Raw genomic sequence first — 15510 nt, 5'->3', positions numbered from 1 at the left:
AGCTTGCCGAACTGACGCGGGCTCAGCCCGGTGAACGGGGCTATCCAGGAGGGCTCCGACGCCGTGATCACACCAGACACAGCAAGATCATCTCATCCGTGACCAGCAGTTACGGGACAGCCCTTAGGCAAAGTAGTGCCGGAAGCCGTACATCCCGACACCGTCCTCCGCGGGAAGGTCCTTGAAGAGCCTGTGCACCCGTCGGCGTTCCATCGGCTCCGTGTAGTACCCACTGGGACCACGCAGCAAATAGCCATCCTTCGTGGTCCCGTGCTTCTCCTCGTATCGCTCCATCGCTTCCCGCTCCGAGCGCGGCAGGGGAACCTCCCGGAAATCCCCTGTCTTGCGGTGCTTCAGCTTCGCCGGCTTGTGCGTGTTGGAGTGGATCTGCTCGTGCACTCGGTAGACGTCATACGCCACAACATGCCGACGGGGCCGGGGGCCGAGGAGCGGGCTACACGTATTCCTTCGAGCGTGGGGCGTAGCTGTAGTCGGCGAAGGGCCAGGCCTTGCGGAGCCAGTTGTCGACGATGTCGTACAGGGGTGCGTCGAGGTGGGCGTGGTCCTCACGTACCCAGGAGCGGACGACGGCGTGCAGGGGGCGGTTCGAGGGATAGATGTACACGCAGCCGATGACGTCGTCCTCGTCGTTCATCACGGAATAGGTGAACCCGGTTCGGGCGCGGAAGTCGGCCGCGTGCTGGACGAGATCATCCATGTTCTCATCGAGCGTCATCGAGACGGGCCAGCCGTATGTCTCGAATCCGGGGGTATGCCGGATGTGTTCCACGCTCGTGGTCCAAGCGTGGTAGTCGCGTTCGTTGTGTTCGGGGCGGATCGGGACCAAACGGAATGTCTCTGCGGTGCATCCGTCGGGCACATGGAAGTCCGCGGGCACGAATGGCGGGGCTGCCGGGGTACTGTTTGCGGCGGTCGTGTCCGCTGGCTGGTTCATCCGAAGACACCCCATCGTGAAGATTCTTACGGACGCTCAGACCTCTGGCCCATCCTTTACGGAGGGTGCTGAAGTCGGCGCCCAATTCAGGACGCCAGCATAGGGCACCCGGCCTGTTTCACCGCAGACTCACGCCGCTCACAGAGGGCGGGCGACTGCCCAGTCCCGGTTGAATTGACGCAGTGTCGACTCCAGGTACAGCGGTTCGATCGTTACCCCTCCCTGGGCATCCGCCCGTTCGATGGACATGTACGCCCAGATTCCCTCGCGTGAGATGTTGTCCCGGTGGCGTTCCAGCAGGATTGGCTCCTGACGGCTGACCAGCGGCACGTCGAGGTCGAGGATGCACACCGAGCTCACCAGTTCCTGTTCGACGGCGCGGAACTGCAGGAGTTCGTGGGTGAGTTCCACGGGCACGCCGCTGCGGATCACCAGGTCTCGGAACGACTCGACGGCGGGAAACCATAAGTCGCGTTCGCCGTACAGCAGGTACTGGTAGGGGCGGCCGGAGAGGAGGTTGGCGGAGACCACCTCGAAGAACGCGCCCGGTTCGCCGTCCTGGACGTCCGACTGGAACAGCCGGGTCATGATCCGCATGCGGGTAATGCACGCCTCCAGGCCGATCGCCTCCGCGTCGGTGACGAAGCCCACCGGCCCCCAGCCCTCGTTCTCCTCGACCAGGGCCCGGGCGACGTCGTCGATCTTCGCCTCGAGCCGACGACTGATCCTGGTGAACATGTCCAGATGCCGGCCGCTGAGGTCGCTCGACTCGACGACGGCCCGTCTGATCTGGGCCCGCAGCCCGACCGGGTCCTCGGGAGCCTGCAGCCGCGGCCGCTCCCCGAACACCACGTAGTCCAGGCTGACGTTGAAGAAATCGGCTATGCCGACGAGGGTGTCGAAACTCGGTCTGATCCGGCCGTGCAGGTAGTGGGAGATCGTCGCCTCGTTGACGCCCAGCGCGCGGGCCAACTTTTTCCTGTTCCCGGCTAGTGCCGCGCTGTCCAGCAGACTGCGCAGAGATGCCTCGAAGACAACAGGTCGCGGTTCACGGGTCATGGTCGCTACCTCAGCGCAGGACGATTGCCGCTTTCCTCGGGTTCCGTTTTATTCACACTAACGGTTGCCGTCTCTGCGGTACAGAAGGCATTTGATGATCCGTGGGATCCGCTCGTACCGTGAAACCACGATGGGCCGTGGAGGTGGAAATGATCAGTCCCGGGGGCCGCCGCTTACTGCGATCGCGGAATCTGCGGCGCCGGCTCGCCGTAGCCGCTGCCGCACTGGTCATGGCACTACCCCTGCTGATCCAGCCGGAACTGTGGCAATACCTCACGGCCGCACTTCTCGTGCATGAGCTCATGCTGCGCCTGGCCGGCGGCGAGAGCCGGACAACGGAATCACCGAATCCGGCACAACTGCCGCATCCGCAAAGGGGAGAACACAGTGACGCCACCAGTCATCCTTCCGAATCTGACTCAGTACGAGCATCTGGGTATCGAATGTGAGTTCAATCTGGCCGACGGTCACGCCCATCAGTTCCAGGACCCCGCGCAGCAGCTCATAGTCCGTCAGTTGCCGTCGCTCTTCGCGGAGAGCGAGAGGCGGCCGCTGCGGGATCTCGAGGAGGAATTCCGGCTCGCCTTCTACGGGCTGGCCGGTCAGCCGACCGCCGCCGACCGGCGGCGGACACTGCTGTGCCAGTCGGCGTCCCAGTCCATCGACCTGGTCGCGGCCTTCCTCAGTGCTCAAGGGACGCAGGTCGGGCTGCTGCGTCCCTGTTTCGACAACCTGCCCGGGATTCTGCGGCGGCGCGGGGCCCTGCTGCGTCCGGTCGCGGAGCACGATCTGACCGGGCCCGGTCTGGAACGGCTGCTCGGAGAGGGAGGATTGGGGGCGTTATTTGTGACCCTGCCCAACAACCCCACCGGGTTCACACTGACCGAGCCCGAGTTCGCCCGCCTCGTACAGCGGTGCGCCACGGCCGGCACTCTCCTGGTCATCGACTGGACCTTCCGCTTCCACACCGGCTGCGAGCGGTGGGACCAGTACGCGGTCCTGGAGAACTCCGGTGTCTCCTACCTGTGCGTCGAGGACACCGGGAAGACCTGGCCGACCCTGGACATGAAGTGCAGCATCCTGGCCGCCAGCGAGGACCTCTACGGCCCCCTGTACGAGCTGCACAACGATCTGCTGCTCAACGTCAGCCCGTTCGTCCTGCGCCTGGTGACCCGCTATCTGCAGGACTCCGCCGAGCGCGGTCTGGAGGCGACGGTGCGCTGGCTGGTCCGCGAGAACCGGGCTGTCCTGCGCCGTGGGCTGCGGGGCACTGTGCTGGCACCCGCCGGGCCGGTGGCGACGATCAGCGTCGAGTGGATGCGCATCGGTTCTCCCGTGCTCAGCGCCCTCGACGTGGTGGGGCTCCTCGCGGACGCGGGGGTCGGGATTCTGCCCGGCGATCACTTCCACTGGGAGGACCCGCAGACCGGTTCCCGCTACGTACGCTTCGCACTCGCCCGCGATCCGGCCGTGTTCGCCGCCGCCTGTGCCCGGGCGAGGGCCGCACTGGTTGCTGCTGCGCTGCCGCGCCGGGAAGGTGCGGCATGAGGATCGTGTACCTGGACGAGCCGACGTACCTGCCCGAGGTCTGGCGTCGCAGATTCGCCGGACTGGGCGACTTCGAGGTCTTCCGTGACCGGCCCGACCGCAGGACCGCCGCCGCCAGGCTCAGCGGTGCCGACGCGGCCATCGTGGAGTGGACGCATCTCGACGCCGAGCTACTGGCCGGAGTGGACCGGCTGCGCTACCTCACCCTGGTGACCAGCAGCTTCGACAGTGTGGACTTGGCGGCGGCGCGGGAGCGCGGGATCACCGTGGCCCACTGCCCCGACTACTCCTGCCAGGCGGTGGCCGAGCACACGTTCGCCCTGCTGCTCGCGGTCGGTCGTCGGCTTCTGCCGGCGGATCGTGCGGTCCGCCGGGGCGCGAGCCACCTCTACCCACCCTTTCTCGGTCGGCAGCTCAGCGGCCTGACGCTGGGAGTGCTGGGGACGGGACGCATCGCCACCGCCGTCGCCCGGATCGCCGCCGGGTTCGGCATGCAGGTGATCGGCACCAACCGGACCCGCACCACCGCCTCCGGCATCACGGCCGTCCCCTTGGAGGACCTGCTGCGTCGCAGTGACGTCCTGTCGCTGCACGTTCCTCTGACCCCGGCCACCCAGCGCATCCTCACTGCTGAACGGCTGGCCATGCTGCGGCCCACGGCAGTCCTGGTCAACACCTGCCGGGGCTCACTCGTCGACCAGCCGGCCCTGGCCCGCATGCTCGCCGACGGCCGACTCGCGGGTGCCGCGCTGGACGACCTGGTGGACGACGGCGCCGAAGTGCTGCGCGGACTCAGCAATGTCGTGCTCAGCCCAGGCATCGCCTGGTACACCGACGCCGCCCGCACCGCCAACCTTGCCGAAATCCACCACAACCTGACCACGTACCTCACGGGCAGACCGGCCAACGTACTGACGACGCCCGGCGGATGACGCGCGGACGGCGAACCCGGGCCCAGGCACTCAGTCGATGTCCCGTCACAGACCCGCTCGCCGCCCTCGCCACCGCCGAAGACGTCACCGCCTCGCGTCCTCGGACGGCGGGAGTGCCGACGTCGGCCAGGAGCCCGCTGCGCTGCCGGCCGCCGACCGGGACACGGACGAGCAGGACCGGCGGGTGCACCCGTTCGTACTCCTCGGAAGGAGGCACGGACCAGCGGGTGCGCCGCATCGGCTTCTCGATGCCGTCGGTGTCCTTCTCCTTCCGCATGAAGAACCGCGTGTACTTGTCGAACTCGCGGCGATGAGGACGGCTTCCTCGGTGCAGTTGTCGTCCTCGATGAACTGCAGCGGCACACCGTCGCCCGGGCCGGGTGGTCGGCGGCGTGCGGCTCGGTCGCCGCCTGGTCGTGCCGGTGGTCATGGTCGTCGGCGTGTGTGGCGGCCGACGCGGTCGCGGGCCGTGCCTCGTCCCACGTGGCGGCGGGTGCGGTGCGGGCGGTGCGGATCGAGTTCTGCAGGGCGAGGCTGGCGACCCGGGCCCGCTCGTACCAGGTCGCCGCGCGCGGTGGCTTGCCGTCGGTGCCGGCGATCCACCAGCGGGCGGGCCAGGGCTTGGTCGGCGACGTAGTCGTCCAGGCCGCGCGCGAACGCGCGGCCGCGCAAGGTCTCGCCAAGGTGCCGGCGGGCCTCGGCTAGGACATGACGGCGGGCGAAGGCACGGCGCACGGTGAAGACGACGGCGGCGGCGTCGACGGCAGCGAGTGCGGTGTCCACCAGCGGGCGCACCGAGTCCGGATCGCGGACGCACGCCACCACGTCCGCAGCTGCTCCAGAGTGCGAGCGGTCTTCTTATCCGGTGTCCTGCGCCGCCTGCCACGCCAGTCCGTGCCGGGCGTGCTCGCCGGGCAGGCGGCCGTAGTCGCGGACGTACTTATCGGTGATGCCCTCCAGCGCCGCCTCGCTCCTGGCGGCAGGTGGGGGACCAGTCGATCAGCTCCTGGTCGACCCCGGCTATCTGCATCACCGGACACAGACCCGGCGTCACCTCCCGCGGCACGGTCGCCAGCCCTCAGGGAAAGACCTCCACCCTCGCCCTGCTCGCCGCCAGCACCCAGCGCCGTGGCCGCTGTCTCGCCTCCAACAAGGACATCGCCCGCGACGCCGCTTCCCTGGCCGTGTGCAGTGCAAGACGGCCCACGCAACGGCCTGCGCCGCCCTCGGCCACCACTACGCCCGTTGCCTCAACAGCCCCCGCCAGCCCGCCTGGAAGACCGGCCGGGCTCTCGGCATCACCCGCCCGTGCACGTCGGCGAGCACGAGATCAACTGCAGGACGCTGTCCTACACCGTGCTGCGCACCGTGACCCGCTTCTGCTACTACGCCGACAGCGCCCTGGCCCGCCACCACGTCCCGCCCCTGCGCCGGCTGGCAGCAAGGCGATTCCGCCCAGGCCATCTACGGCTGGCGCGGGCCTGCGATGTGATGACGCGCCGTCCTCGCCGCGATCGATCAGCTCACCGACGAGAAGGACGCTGACGTCACCGTCTCCACGGCGCATACGGCGAAGGGCCGCGAATGGCCCACGGTCGAAATCGCCCACGACTTTCCCCCGCCGAAAGACACCGGTCAACACGACGCCCAAGGCCGCCCCATCCCTGAACCGGTCAATGACACCGACGCCCGCCTCGCCTACGTCGCTGTCACCCGCGGCCGCCACCACCTCGACCTTGGCGGCCTGTCATGGATCGACACTCACCTGCCCAGCCCCCGTGCGGCCTGAGCAGTGTGCCAGGGCCAGGCCATGCTCCTGTTGTTGTGGATGCGCGCCTGCGCGTGCTCGCATCACGGTGCAGCGGCATGACCACCTCCTTCGGATCGGCGGCGTGCATGGCAACAAGGGCGGCTGTGTCAGAGAAATGGTGAGTAACATCCATCGCAAACAGCACAGCCGTTTACCCGTGAAGGGGAACTGCCATGACCGAAACGCCATTGCAGACAACTGATCTCAAGGCGCAGTACACCGCCCAGGTCGCCGCCGACCTCGAGCGTAACGCCAAGGAGCAGGAGCGTCTCCGTGGAGAGATCGATGCCCTGCAGGAGCAGCTCCAGTCGCTGCAGCACGACCACACCGTGCTGGTGAACATGCAGCAGGCACTGGGAGGTGTGGGCACACCAGAGCCTGCTTCCACGACCGAAAATGTGGAAGCGCCTTCCGTTCCCCGGCAGAAGAACGCCACCGAGCCTGATGCCGGCAAGCGAACCCGGGTGAAGAAGACCACTCCCCCACGAGGCAGCAAGCCGGCCAAGAAGTCCGCGGCCAAGGTTGAGTCCACGAAGGCAGACAAACCCACCCTGGTCGAACTCATCCGCCGCCACCTCACCGAACAGAGCGAACCGCGCTCCGCCGCGGAGGTTGCTGCCGCGCTCAGCCAGGCTCATCCCGACCGCCGTATCCAGACCAACGTTGTGCGCACCACCCTCGAAGGACTCGTCGCCAAGAGCCATGCCCAGCGCACCAAGCAAGGTCCGTCCGTCTACTACACAGCCCCGGACACACCGACCGCACGGCACCAGGCCGAAACACAGCCCGTGCAAGCCAACAGCTGAGGCCGGGCTCCCCACTTCTCCCTCAGGAGGGGGCCGACGCTGTGCGGCCGTGAAACAGGCACTGGGCGCCTGTCCGAGGTGCTCATCGACAGGTGCTCCGGCGGCCGGGTTCCGCGCGCCATGATGAGGGTCCCCGGCGGCCATCGCTTTCGGCGGTTCACTCCTCCATCGAAAGCCTTTCACGCAGTTGCGAAAGGGTGCGGGCCAGGAGGCGGGAGACGTGCATCTGCGAGATGCCGACTTCCTGGGCGATCTGGGACTGGGGCATGTTGCCGAAGAAACGCAGCAGCAGGATCCGCTTCTCCCGGGGCGGCAGGTCCTCGAGCAGTGGCTTGAGCGACTCCCGGTACTCGACGCCCTCCAGTGCTTCTTCCTCCGCACCCAGGGTGTCCGCCACCGCGGGGACTCGTCGTCCGTGGCGGGGACGTCCAGGAAGAGCGTTGAGTAGGTGTTGGCGGACTCCAGACCTTCCAGGACCTCCTCCTCCAGGGCCCGCTGGCGAGCCGTGAACGCACCCCACCTCGTCGCCCTCGTCCGCGCCGGAGCCCGCTTCGAGCGCCGCCACCTCGTCGAACGCCCCGAGAGCCACGCAGTCTGAACGCTCCTCGATTCATCCACAGATCCTGACTACAACTCCCCCGCGCGCCGCCCTGGGCAGCAGGGTCGGCGCGTCGGGCCGATGAGTCTGCCGGTTGCCTGAAGTCTTCCTTGTGACAGGCCCGCCCCGCCGGCGGATCAGGAAGCGGCGGGACCCGGTGTCTGGAGGAGAGAGGGAGACCAGGATGCCCAATGCGATTCGGCTGTACATGTCGATGTCGCTCGACGGCTACATCGCCGGGCCGGAGGATCGGCCAGGTCAGGAACTCGGACGCGACGGCGGACGGCTTTTCAACTGGCTCGACGATCGGCAGTCCGACGGTCCGAGCGGCCAGGTTTACCGCGAGGCCCTGGCGTCCGGCGCGGTGATTTCCGGCCGTCGGACCTTCGAACTCGCCGGGCGTTGGCAGGGCGACCATCACGACGGTGTGCCGATCTTCGTCCTCACCCACCATGTGGATGACGGGGACGTGCCACCCGGCCACGCGCGCTTCGTCACCGACGTCGAGGACTGCGCCCGCCAGGCTCGCGCGGCCGCCGGGGACCGGCCGGTCATGGTCCATGGGGCGGGGGCGGCCCAAGCGCTTCTCCGAGCCGGGCAGATGGACGAGATGGAGATCCACCTGGTGCAGGTCCTCCTCGGTGGCGGTCGACGACTGTTCGACCACCTCGGTGGTGATCACATCGAACTCGACCTCGTCCGACGGCTCGAGGATCGAGACGTCACGCACCTCCGCTACCGGGTGCGCCGACCCGGGGAGGCCGCGTGAAGACGCTCTTCGTCGCCTACCGCGTCACCGATCTGGATCGCTCGCTCCGTTTCTACACCGCCTTGGGCTACGGCGAGCTGGGCAGGGTCGAGGTCGGCGACGGGAGTCGCCTCGTGATCCTCAAGTTCCCCGGCGAACCGGCGGCTTCGCTCGAACTGGTCCACCGTCCCGCCGACGGACCGGTCGACGTGGGCAGCGGAATCGACCACCTCGCGATCCAGGTGGACACGCTGACTGTCACCCTGAAGACGCTGGCCGAAGCCGGCCTGGAGCCGGAGCCTGTCCAGTATCCGGGCGGCCCTCACGGCCCGAAGACGTCGTGGCTCACGGACCCGGACGGTTACCGGATCGAGCTGGTGGAGTGGCCGTTCGGACATCCCGACGGCATCACCGCAGCAGACTTCTCCTGAGGTGGTCACGGTAAGCGGGGTGGCGACGCTCCCCTCGGCGCGGCCGCAGCGCAACGCGCAACGTCATCCCCACCCCACCCACAGCTCTTGATGATTGCTCCCCGTGAAGCGCTACTGCCCCAGCAGCCTCACGATGAGTCGCCACCGAAGCGCCACCAAAACGACTCTATTGGACAGAGCGCTCCTTCAGGCGTGTCCCGTCTGGTGAGATTCGTCATTGGCAGCCGTCTCGCCGGAGGCCAGAGCAGCAGCAAGAGCGGCGGTGGGTGGGGCGTCCTCGATCCGTTCCGGTTCGGCTGCTTCGTGGTAGGCAACGAATCGGACACCTTCAGGTTGGAGGCGGTTGAAGTAGTAGCAGCCGCTGTTCGATCCGAACGCTGCCGGGTGCATCACGATCAGCGGAGCGAAGGGGAGTGCGCTGCCGGCTTCGCGTGAGAGGAGGTACAGCCCGTCTTCCTCCATGGCCACGCTGATCGGGATCTGTTCCTGTCTGCAGGGTGCGTTGGGACCCATGGCCAGGTCCACATCATGGTGAAACACCCTGTTTCTGATCCGGGCGGCGCCGGCGCGCACGAGAGGAAAGTCCTGCCAGCCGGCGCCGATCAGGTTGCGCAGAGTGTGGACGTGACCGGTCAGGATGTCGAGCTGCTCTTTGAGTGACGCGGCGGTTGTCGTACCTGAGTGGCCGCTCCAGGCATTGCGCCGTTGGATCACCTCTCCGAACAGGTTCGTGAGGTCGGTGCTGAGGAGGGTGTCCAGGAAATCTGGTGGTGCGTCGGCAAAGGCTGCTCGTGCTCGCGCCTGCTCGTCGGTGTCGGTTCCGGTCAGCGCGGTGCGATATCTCTTGTTGAGCCGTTGCAGGATGATGTGCCAGACACCGAGGGTGGCCCGCTCGGGGGTGAGTCCCACGGAGCTGATTTGCTCGGCGAGTGCGGGAAGTTCCTGCTCAAGCCGTGAACGGTCCTGGAGCAGGGCTGACACGCTGACTGTGGCGTGGAATTGGATGGTGGCTTCCCAGAAGTGGAACATCTGGTCGCGGCGGGCGTGCAGGTTGCTGTCGCCTTTGGACTCGTAGGCCCAGAGGGCGCTGGCCATTGGGAAGGGCAGGCTGGCCGCCCATTGAGCGAGATCTGCCGACGGAATGAGACTGCTGGCTTCGCGGTAGATGTCGGATCTCTTTTTGGGGTCGTTCCAGAGTTCCCGGTGCGAGTCGACCAGGTGACGGCGGGCTGCGACCAGCGCCCGTTCCGCGCGGGCCATTTCCCGCTGGACGGGGAGGTCCGGCAGGGCGACGAGAAGATCGTCAGCCATGCGCCAGGCCTGGTTGAGGTTGACGGCGCGGGGACTGACGTAGCTGTCCCCGCCGGAGCCGACGGCTGTCGAGCGCAGGTGCCGACCGAGAGGGGAATTGAGCCACCCCGCCAGGTATTCGGCGTCCGTGTGCGCGTTCCTGGGCCGGATCACGAGCACGCGGTTGTCGGGAGCGACTTCTCCAGGGTCCCCAGTCACCGCGTCCAGGTGCGGTTCGATGGGGACGACGAGAGCCTGCTCCCCGGTCACGGCCGACAGCATGGCGGCGCGCTCGGCGGCCTTGGCCGAGGGGATGTAGCAGAGGTGCTCGGTAAGCTCGGTGAGACGGGCGGTCTTCCAGCCGAGCTGGGTGAGGGCTCGCAGCGCACGCGGGGTTCGGTCGGTGGTGAAGACGCGGTCCACGTCGAACCGTGTGAGCGGTGGTTTGGCCTCGTCTGTCACGGTCGGTGGCACGGTGGCGTACCGAGTGTCGCGCCACGCTTCGGTGGTGGAGGTCGCCGGCAGGAGCATGGTCAGGCGCGGGACATCCCCCGGCTCGCGCCTGCTGGTGACCGCGGTGGCGTGGTGGGTGACGCTGACCTGCCGAAAGGACAGATCCTTTGCTGCGGCTGTTCGGCTGTAGGCCGTCGGCTTTGAATGCCTCAGGCTGCGGGACAGTTCGTCGAGAGCCGCCTCGCTGATCGTGCGGCGTTCGAGTCGACGGGCGTCCCCGTCCTGATAGAAGCCGCGGAGGTCAATGAACTGCACCTTGCGTCGACGTGCCGCGGGCTTGCGGTTGGAGAAGACCAGGGCGTATAGCCGCATTCCGGTGCTGGTGCTGAGCCCTTCGGGCAGTACGACCACGGCGTCCAGGAGATCCTGGTCGAGCAGCCAGGCACGGACAGCGCTGCCGCCCGCGTCGTACAGCGGTCCGGTGGTGGTGAACATGATGCCCCGGCCGCCGCCATCCGCCGGATCCCGAAGCTTGCTGACCAAGATCTGGGCGAACAGGAGCGAAGCGTCTTCGGGCTGTGGAAGCCCGGCGGGGTAGCGGCCTTCCGGTCGGTCTGCCTCGACTGCGCATTCCTCGTAGCTGTTCCGCCAGGACAGGTTGTACGGAATCTCGGCCACCGTGTAGTCGAATCGGCGGTCGGGGAAGGCGTCCTGTGTGAGCGAGTCAGCCTGGCTGAACCTGGAGTCGGCGCCCAGGAGAAAGGCGTGGGCACGGGCACGCCGGACAGTCGCCGCGTTGATGTCCTGGCCGTTGACGGTGACAGCCGTTCCGGTCTGCTCGGCCAGCGCCTGCGCCGCGTCCAGCGCCAGAGTGGCGGAACCGCACGCTGGATCGTAGAGATGTGCCGCCTCCGTGCGGCTCTCGTGCGCGTACGCCGTCAGGGCGGTTCTGGCAACCTCGACGAGCGAGGCCGACGTGGTGAACTCGCCACGGTGGTCCGAGGGCAGGTAGGGGCGGAGCAGAAGACGGGCGTAGTGACGCAGCTGGGTCGGTGTGTAGCTGTTCAGTGCCTGTTGCTCACCATCTAGCAATGAGTCCAACTCAGAGGTTCTGCGCCGTGCGTTTGCCGCGGCACGCTGAAGGTCTTCGAGTTCTGGTGCAGGCAGGCCCGTAGTCCGGGCTCGCCATTCAACGGCATTCCACAGCAGCACGTCGGCCATCTCGCCGGCATCCATGTGTCCCCGGAGGGAGTCCAGGAGAGACCAGAGGAGCTGGTCGACCGTCCGTCGTTCGTTCGTCATGTGGAGCCCCCCGGGGTGGTCGAGTGCATCCCCGGCTGACCGGGGTCTGCCCTCTGACAGTGAACGTCGGCATTCAGCGTGAGGGGATCAACTTACTACTGAGGTTTTCGAACCAGGGTGACGGCGATCTCGCTGGTGGGTGTATCCCGGTGTCATGCGGTATCCCGATGGGGGGTGGCCTGACCGCGACGCAGCGGGCCCGGGGGGCAAGTGCGGTTCGAGGCTGCCGAGTTATTTGCGCAAGGTGACACCGCCGCAGGTCGCGCGGCGGTTACGTGTCTGGCGAAAGTCCGCCTATGCCTGGCATGCCCGCTGGCGGGAGGACGGCGTTGAGGGGCTGCGGTCCAAGGGGCCGTCCGGGCGTCCGTCACGGATGAAGCCTGAGTGGCGGGTCTGGCCGGCGGCGGAGCTGGAGAAGGGACCGGCCGCGCACAGCTGGACGGAGGACCAGCGCTGGACGCCGGCCCGTGTGGCCACCGTGGTCGCCCGGCGGTTCCACGTGCGTTTCAGCCCGGTCCAGACCTGGCGCATCCTGCGCGAGATGGGGTGGACGGTGCAGGTGCCGGTGCGGCGGGCTGCCGAACGCGACGAGGAGGCCGTGGCCACGTGGTTGAAGGAGACGTGGCCACGGGTGGAAAGACGGTGAGGGACCGGGACGCCTGGCTGTGCTTCGCGGACGAGGCAGGGCAGCTGCTGCGGCCGCCGAAGGCGTGTACCTGGTCCCGCCGTGGCCGTCCGTCTCTAGTCAGGGTCCGCGCGGCCGGCTCGGGCCGCATCTCCCTGGCGGGCCCGGTCTGTCAAAAGGTCGACCGGCGCACCCGGCTGGTCCTCCGGATGATGGTGCACCGCGGCCGCAAGGGAGAGAAGAAGGGCTTTCGGGAGAAGGACTTCGCCTCGTTGCTGGACGCCGCCCATCAGCAGCTCGGCGGCAACATCGTGCTGGTGTGGGACGACTACAACCACCACGTTGACGCCGCCATGCGCGAGCTGATCGGGAAGCGGCCGTGGCTGACGCTCTTCCGCTTCCCGACCTGCACCCCCGACCTCAACCTGGCCGAGGGTGTGTGGGCCCACCTGAAGAAGAGCCTGGGCAACCTCGCCCCGTGCAGCATCGATGACCTCGACGGGCTCGTCCGCACCCGCCTCAAACGGATGCAGTACCGGCCCGACCTGCTCGACGGGTTCATCGCCGAGACCGGACTGATCACGACGCCGCCATGACGTCACCCCGAACCGAAACCTCAGTAGCCGTGAGCGCGGGCCACTCACGGATCTCCTGCCAGCTGACGCTGCTACCTGCCACTGTTCGACTATTCGACGTCCGACGGGACAGAGGTGGCCTGGTGGTAGTACATCCGCCAGCCCGAACCCTCACTCTGCTTGCGCCAGAGCGAGCTGCGGCGTGCCCGCTGACCATAGATCGTGGTCTCGTAGGTCAGGTTTACCAACTCGGGAGCCAGTACGCCCCCCGTCGGCGGCCACGCGCAGCTCTGTGCTCGGCCAGGTGCTGGGCGCGTCGCTGGAACGCGGCGACGATGCCGGCCGAGAAGAGCGGAGGGTGCGGCCGAGGCCGGCGTAGGCGCGGGCCAGTTCGAACCGGTCGCTCGAGGTGTGGGGGAGCACGAGCGGGTTGGCGGGCACAACGGGGCCTGTGCCCGTCGCGCCCGCCGGTCTCAGCCGGATCAGGGGCAGTTGCTGATGATGTCTCCTGGATCAGCAGTGCACTCATCGGTGCCCGATCCCTGAGCGCCGTCGACCACGTCGTTGCCGGAGATGCCGTCGACCGCTCTGATGGTGTCGCTGCCGGTGCCACCGAACAGCCTGTTCGCCAGCGCGTTGCCGTAGAGGAAGTCGCCGGCCTGTCCGCCGCGGATGTTCTCCACGGTGGCGTTCACGTTGTCCCCTTCAATCACCGCGCCGTCGTCGGCGCGACCGTCCGGGGACACGGCGACCGGGGTGTTCCGGGCGGAGTAGGACATCGTGTCGATATCCGCTCCGCCGCGGAATTCGTCGGCTCCGTCCGCGGAGGTGGACTCGGCGATCGACTGGTCGTCGCCAGCGCCACCGATGACCAGGTCGTTGCCCAGGCCGCCGACCATGACGTCGGCCTCGGCCTGCCCGTTCAGGATGTCGTTGCCCGGTCCCCCGAAAAGGGTGTCGGCGCCGTCACTGCCGAAGAGGCTGACGTCGCCGGCCCCGGCGCGGGCGCGCAGGGTGTCGTTCCCCGGGCCGCCGACCAACTGGCTGCTGCCACCGGCCCCGCTGGTGATGGTGTCGTTGCCCTCGTTGCCGCGGATGTCCTCGAAGGTGTTGGACGGGCTTCCGGTCAGTGTGTCGCCCGCGCTGCCGCCCTCGAGCAACTCCACGTCGGGGTTGGTGGTGTCGCCCTCGCCGGGCGCCCCGTCGTCGGCCACCGAGTCCACGGTGACGGTCACTGGCGTCGTCCGGGCGCTGTAGTCCACCAGGTCCCTTCCGGGCCCGCCGGAGACATTGTCGGCACCGTCGACAGCGGCATCGACGACGATCAGGTCGTCGCCCGCGCCACCGTTGAAGGTGTCGTTGCCCGGGCCGAGGCAGACGATGTCCGCTTCACCGAGCCCGAACACGACATCGTTGCCGGCGTCAGCGAAGATCACATCTGCGTTGTCTGTGCCTGTGAGGGTGTCACTGCCCGGCGTGCCGACGATGTTGGCCTCATAGCCGTTGCAAGTCGGGGCCGCGGTCACACCGCTCGCGGCGTGCGCCTGTCCGGTGGACAGCGCGATCGCCGTACCCACCGCCACTGCTGTCACTACGGCCTGTAACCCTCTGCGTGTTGACGTTGCCATGCTGTTCCTTCCGTACGAATACCTGCCGGTAATGGCTGATGAGCCGTGATTCAGCATGGGCGTGGGCAGCAAGGGGCGCATGGGGGAAGATCCCCCAAATACGTTGTCAGCGTGCGTACCCCGCCGTGGCCGTGCGATCTCCACTGGTAACCGGGGGTGTGCCCCTGCCCGGCGCTGACCTTCGATGTCACAGGTCGGCGAGTCACGTTACTGACGTTGTTGCCGTGATGTCGTCAAGGTGAGGCCGGTCTCGGAGAGACATCCATCGACGAGGTTGCTGCGGTACTGGATCTGGCGGAGACCGTGCCGAAGCACGCTCATGAGGTGGTCAGGGTCGGTGAATGCGGTGTTGGCCTGGCTGCTGCGTCGCAGCAGTGACCAAATGCCCTCGACGGGGTTGAGGTCGGGTGCGTAGGACGGCAGGAAGTAGCAGGTGATCCAGTCGTGGGTGTCGATGAACTCCCGCAGCCGGCGGTCTCTGTGCACGTTCAGGTTGTCCCATACGAGCACGATCGGTGCGCCGAGTTGCTGGTGGGCGGCGATGAGCAGGTCGCGGTAGTCGGTCCAGGTGAAACTGCGTCTGCCGCCCCGCTTGCGGTCGACGTGCCGTTTGGGCCGGTAGATCAGGCGTGAACGTTCGCCGTGCTTGTAGCAGGCCAGAGCGGCGATGGAGAAGCGGCGCTGGGAGCGTCCGCGGACCCGGATGACGGGTGTGTGTCCGCGCCTGGCCCAGGTGCGGACACACCCCTG

11 protein-coding genes and 6 pseudogenes are annotated in these 15510 nt (G+C 67.5%); 7 read left to right on the top strand and 10 right to left on the bottom strand.

Going from position 1 to position 15510, the window contains the following annotated elements:
* The 4 genes and pseudogenes from FNH04_RS02905 to FNH04_RS02890 form a co-directional block, all read right to left on the bottom strand.
* A pseudogene (locus tag FNH04_RS02905) lies at positions 1 to 80 on the bottom strand (IS5/IS1182 family transposase); the annotation flags it as partial.
* A gap of 43 nt (positions 81 to 123) precedes the next feature.
* On the bottom strand, positions 124 to 399 hold the full coding sequence (locus tag FNH04_RS02900; protein WP_228031014.1) for a site-specific integrase: 276 nt from the start codon (positions 397 to 399) through the stop codon (positions 124 to 126).
* A 55-nt stretch (positions 400 to 454) separates the two neighbouring features.
* Positions 455 to 718: a hypothetical protein gene (locus FNH04_RS47290; protein ID WP_228031011.1), complete on the bottom strand. Its 264-nt coding sequence runs from the start codon at positions 716 to 718 to the stop codon at positions 455 to 457.
* Between the two features lie 375 nt (positions 719 to 1093).
* The gene (locus tag FNH04_RS02890) at positions 1094 to 2014 is read right to left on the bottom strand and encodes a helix-turn-helix domain-containing protein (protein ID WP_152779969.1); all 921 of its coding nucleotides are present in this window, start codon (positions 2012 to 2014) and stop codon (positions 1094 to 1096) included.
* Positions 2015 to 2401: 387 nt separating this feature from the next.
* Here FNH04_RS02890 and FNH04_RS02885 point away from each other — a divergent pair, with 387 nt between their 5' ends.
* Both FNH04_RS02885 and FNH04_RS02880 read left to right on the top strand, forming a co-directional pair.
* Positions 2402 to 3562 carry an aminotransferase class I/II-fold pyridoxal phosphate-dependent enzyme gene (locus FNH04_RS02885; RefSeq protein ID WP_194236524.1) on the top strand — a complete coding sequence of 387 codons (1161 nt, stop codon included), beginning with the start codon at positions 2402 to 2404 and terminating at the stop codon, positions 3560 to 3562.
* On the top strand, positions 3559 to 4494 hold the full coding sequence (locus tag FNH04_RS02880; protein ID WP_152779965.1) for a 2-hydroxyacid dehydrogenase: 936 nt from the start codon (positions 3559 to 3561) through the stop codon (positions 4492 to 4494). Before FNH04_RS02885 ends, FNH04_RS02880 begins: the two co-directional genes overlap by 4 nt.
* Positions 4495 to 4920: 426 nt before the next feature.
* Here the strand turns inward: FNH04_RS02880 and FNH04_RS02875 are convergent, their stop codons facing one another.
* A complete protein-coding gene (locus FNH04_RS02875) occupies positions 4921 to 5319 on the bottom strand; it encodes a hypothetical protein (protein WP_194236523.1) in 399 nt (132 codons plus the stop codon).
* 257 nt (positions 5320 to 5576) lie between these two features.
* On the opposite strand from FNH04_RS02875, the pseudogene FNH04_RS02870 reads away from it, so the two are divergent.
* Positions 5577 to 6283, top strand: a pseudogene (locus FNH04_RS02870) (3'-5' exonuclease); the annotation flags it as partial.
* Between the two features lie 194 nt (positions 6284 to 6477).
* Positions 6478 to 7110 (top strand): hypothetical protein, encoded by a 633-nt coding sequence (locus tag FNH04_RS02865; protein WP_152779963.1) that lies wholly within the window; start codon positions 6478 to 6480, stop codon positions 7108 to 7110.
* Between the two features lie 157 nt (positions 7111 to 7267).
* On the opposite strand, the pseudogene FNH04_RS02860 reads toward FNH04_RS02865, so the two are convergent.
* Positions 7268 to 7596: pseudogene (locus FNH04_RS02860) on the bottom strand (sigma-70 family RNA polymerase sigma factor); the annotation flags it as partial.
* Positions 7597 to 7892: 296 nt separating this feature from the next.
* Between FNH04_RS02860 and FNH04_RS02855 the strand changes: the two are divergent.
* Both FNH04_RS02855 and FNH04_RS02850 read left to right on the top strand, forming a co-directional pair.
* Positions 7893 to 8477 (top strand): dihydrofolate reductase family protein, encoded by a 585-nt coding sequence (locus tag FNH04_RS02855; RefSeq protein WP_152779961.1) that lies wholly within the window; start codon positions 7893 to 7895, stop codon positions 8475 to 8477.
* Positions 8474 to 8887, top strand: a complete 414-nt coding sequence (locus FNH04_RS02850; RefSeq protein ID WP_322722525.1) for a VOC family protein — start codon at positions 8474 to 8476, stop codon at positions 8885 to 8887. The genes FNH04_RS02855 and FNH04_RS02850 overlap by 4 nt, the downstream gene beginning before the upstream one ends.
* A gap of 186 nt (positions 8888 to 9073) precedes the next feature.
* Here FNH04_RS02850 and FNH04_RS02845 read toward each other — a convergent pair whose 3' ends face one another.
* Positions 9074 to 11851: an N-6 DNA methylase gene (locus tag FNH04_RS02845; protein ID WP_194236522.1), complete on the bottom strand. Its 2778-nt coding sequence runs from the start codon at positions 11849 to 11851 to the stop codon at positions 9074 to 9076.
* Positions 11852 to 12086: 235 nt separating this feature from the next.
* Here FNH04_RS02845 and FNH04_RS49595 point away from each other — a divergent pair.
* Positions 12087 to 13153: pseudogene (locus FNH04_RS49595) on the top strand (IS630 family transposase).
* 89 nt (positions 13154 to 13242) lie between these two features.
* Here FNH04_RS49595 and FNH04_RS47285 read toward each other — a convergent pair.
* The 3 genes and pseudogenes from FNH04_RS47285 to FNH04_RS02820 form a co-directional block, all read right to left on the bottom strand.
* Positions 13243 to 13404, bottom strand: a pseudogene (locus tag FNH04_RS47285) (DUF4440 domain-containing protein); the annotation flags it as partial.
* Between the two features lie 210 nt (positions 13405 to 13614).
* Entirely contained in the window at positions 13615 to 14832 is a 1218-nt protein-coding gene (locus tag FNH04_RS48865; protein WP_194236521.1) for a calcium-binding protein, read from the bottom strand.
* Positions 14833 to 14967: 135 nt separating this feature from the next.
* A pseudogene (locus FNH04_RS02820) lies at positions 14968 to 15498 on the bottom strand (transposase); the annotation flags it as partial.
* Between the last annotated feature and the right edge of the window lie 12 nt (positions 15499 to 15510).

Source organism: Streptomyces phyllanthi (assembly GCF_009377205.1).
GTDB classification, from domain to species: domain Bacteria; phylum Actinomycetota; class Actinomycetes; order Streptomycetales; family Streptomycetaceae; genus Streptomyces; species Streptomyces phyllanthi.
Note: the sequence above shows the minus strand (reverse complement) of the source record. Positions and strands in the feature narration are given on the sequence as shown.

Excerpts from the sequence above, each read along its gene's own strand:
- FNH04_RS47290 (WP_228031011.1), bottom strand. The coding sequence starts at position 718 with ATGGATGATCTCGTCCAGCACGCGGCCGACTTCCGCGCCCGAACCGGG.
- FNH04_RS02890 (WP_152779969.1), bottom strand. The coding sequence starts at position 2,014 with ATGACCCGTGAACCGCGACCTGTTGTCTTCGAGGCATCTCTGCGCAGT.
- FNH04_RS02880 (WP_152779965.1), top strand. The coding sequence starts at position 3,559 with ATGAGGATCGTGTACCTGGACGAGCCGACGTACCTGCCCGAGGTCTGG.
- FNH04_RS02865 (WP_152779963.1), top strand. The coding sequence starts at position 6,478 with ATGACCGAAACGCCATTGCAGACAACTGATCTCAAGGCGCAGTACACC.
- FNH04_RS02855 (WP_152779961.1), top strand. The coding sequence starts at position 7,893 with ATGCCCAATGCGATTCGGCTGTACATGTCGATGTCGCTCGACGGCTAC.
- FNH04_RS02845 (WP_194236522.1), bottom strand. The coding sequence starts at position 11,851 with ATGGCCGACGTGCTGCTGTGGAATGCCGTTGAATGGCGAGCCCGGACT.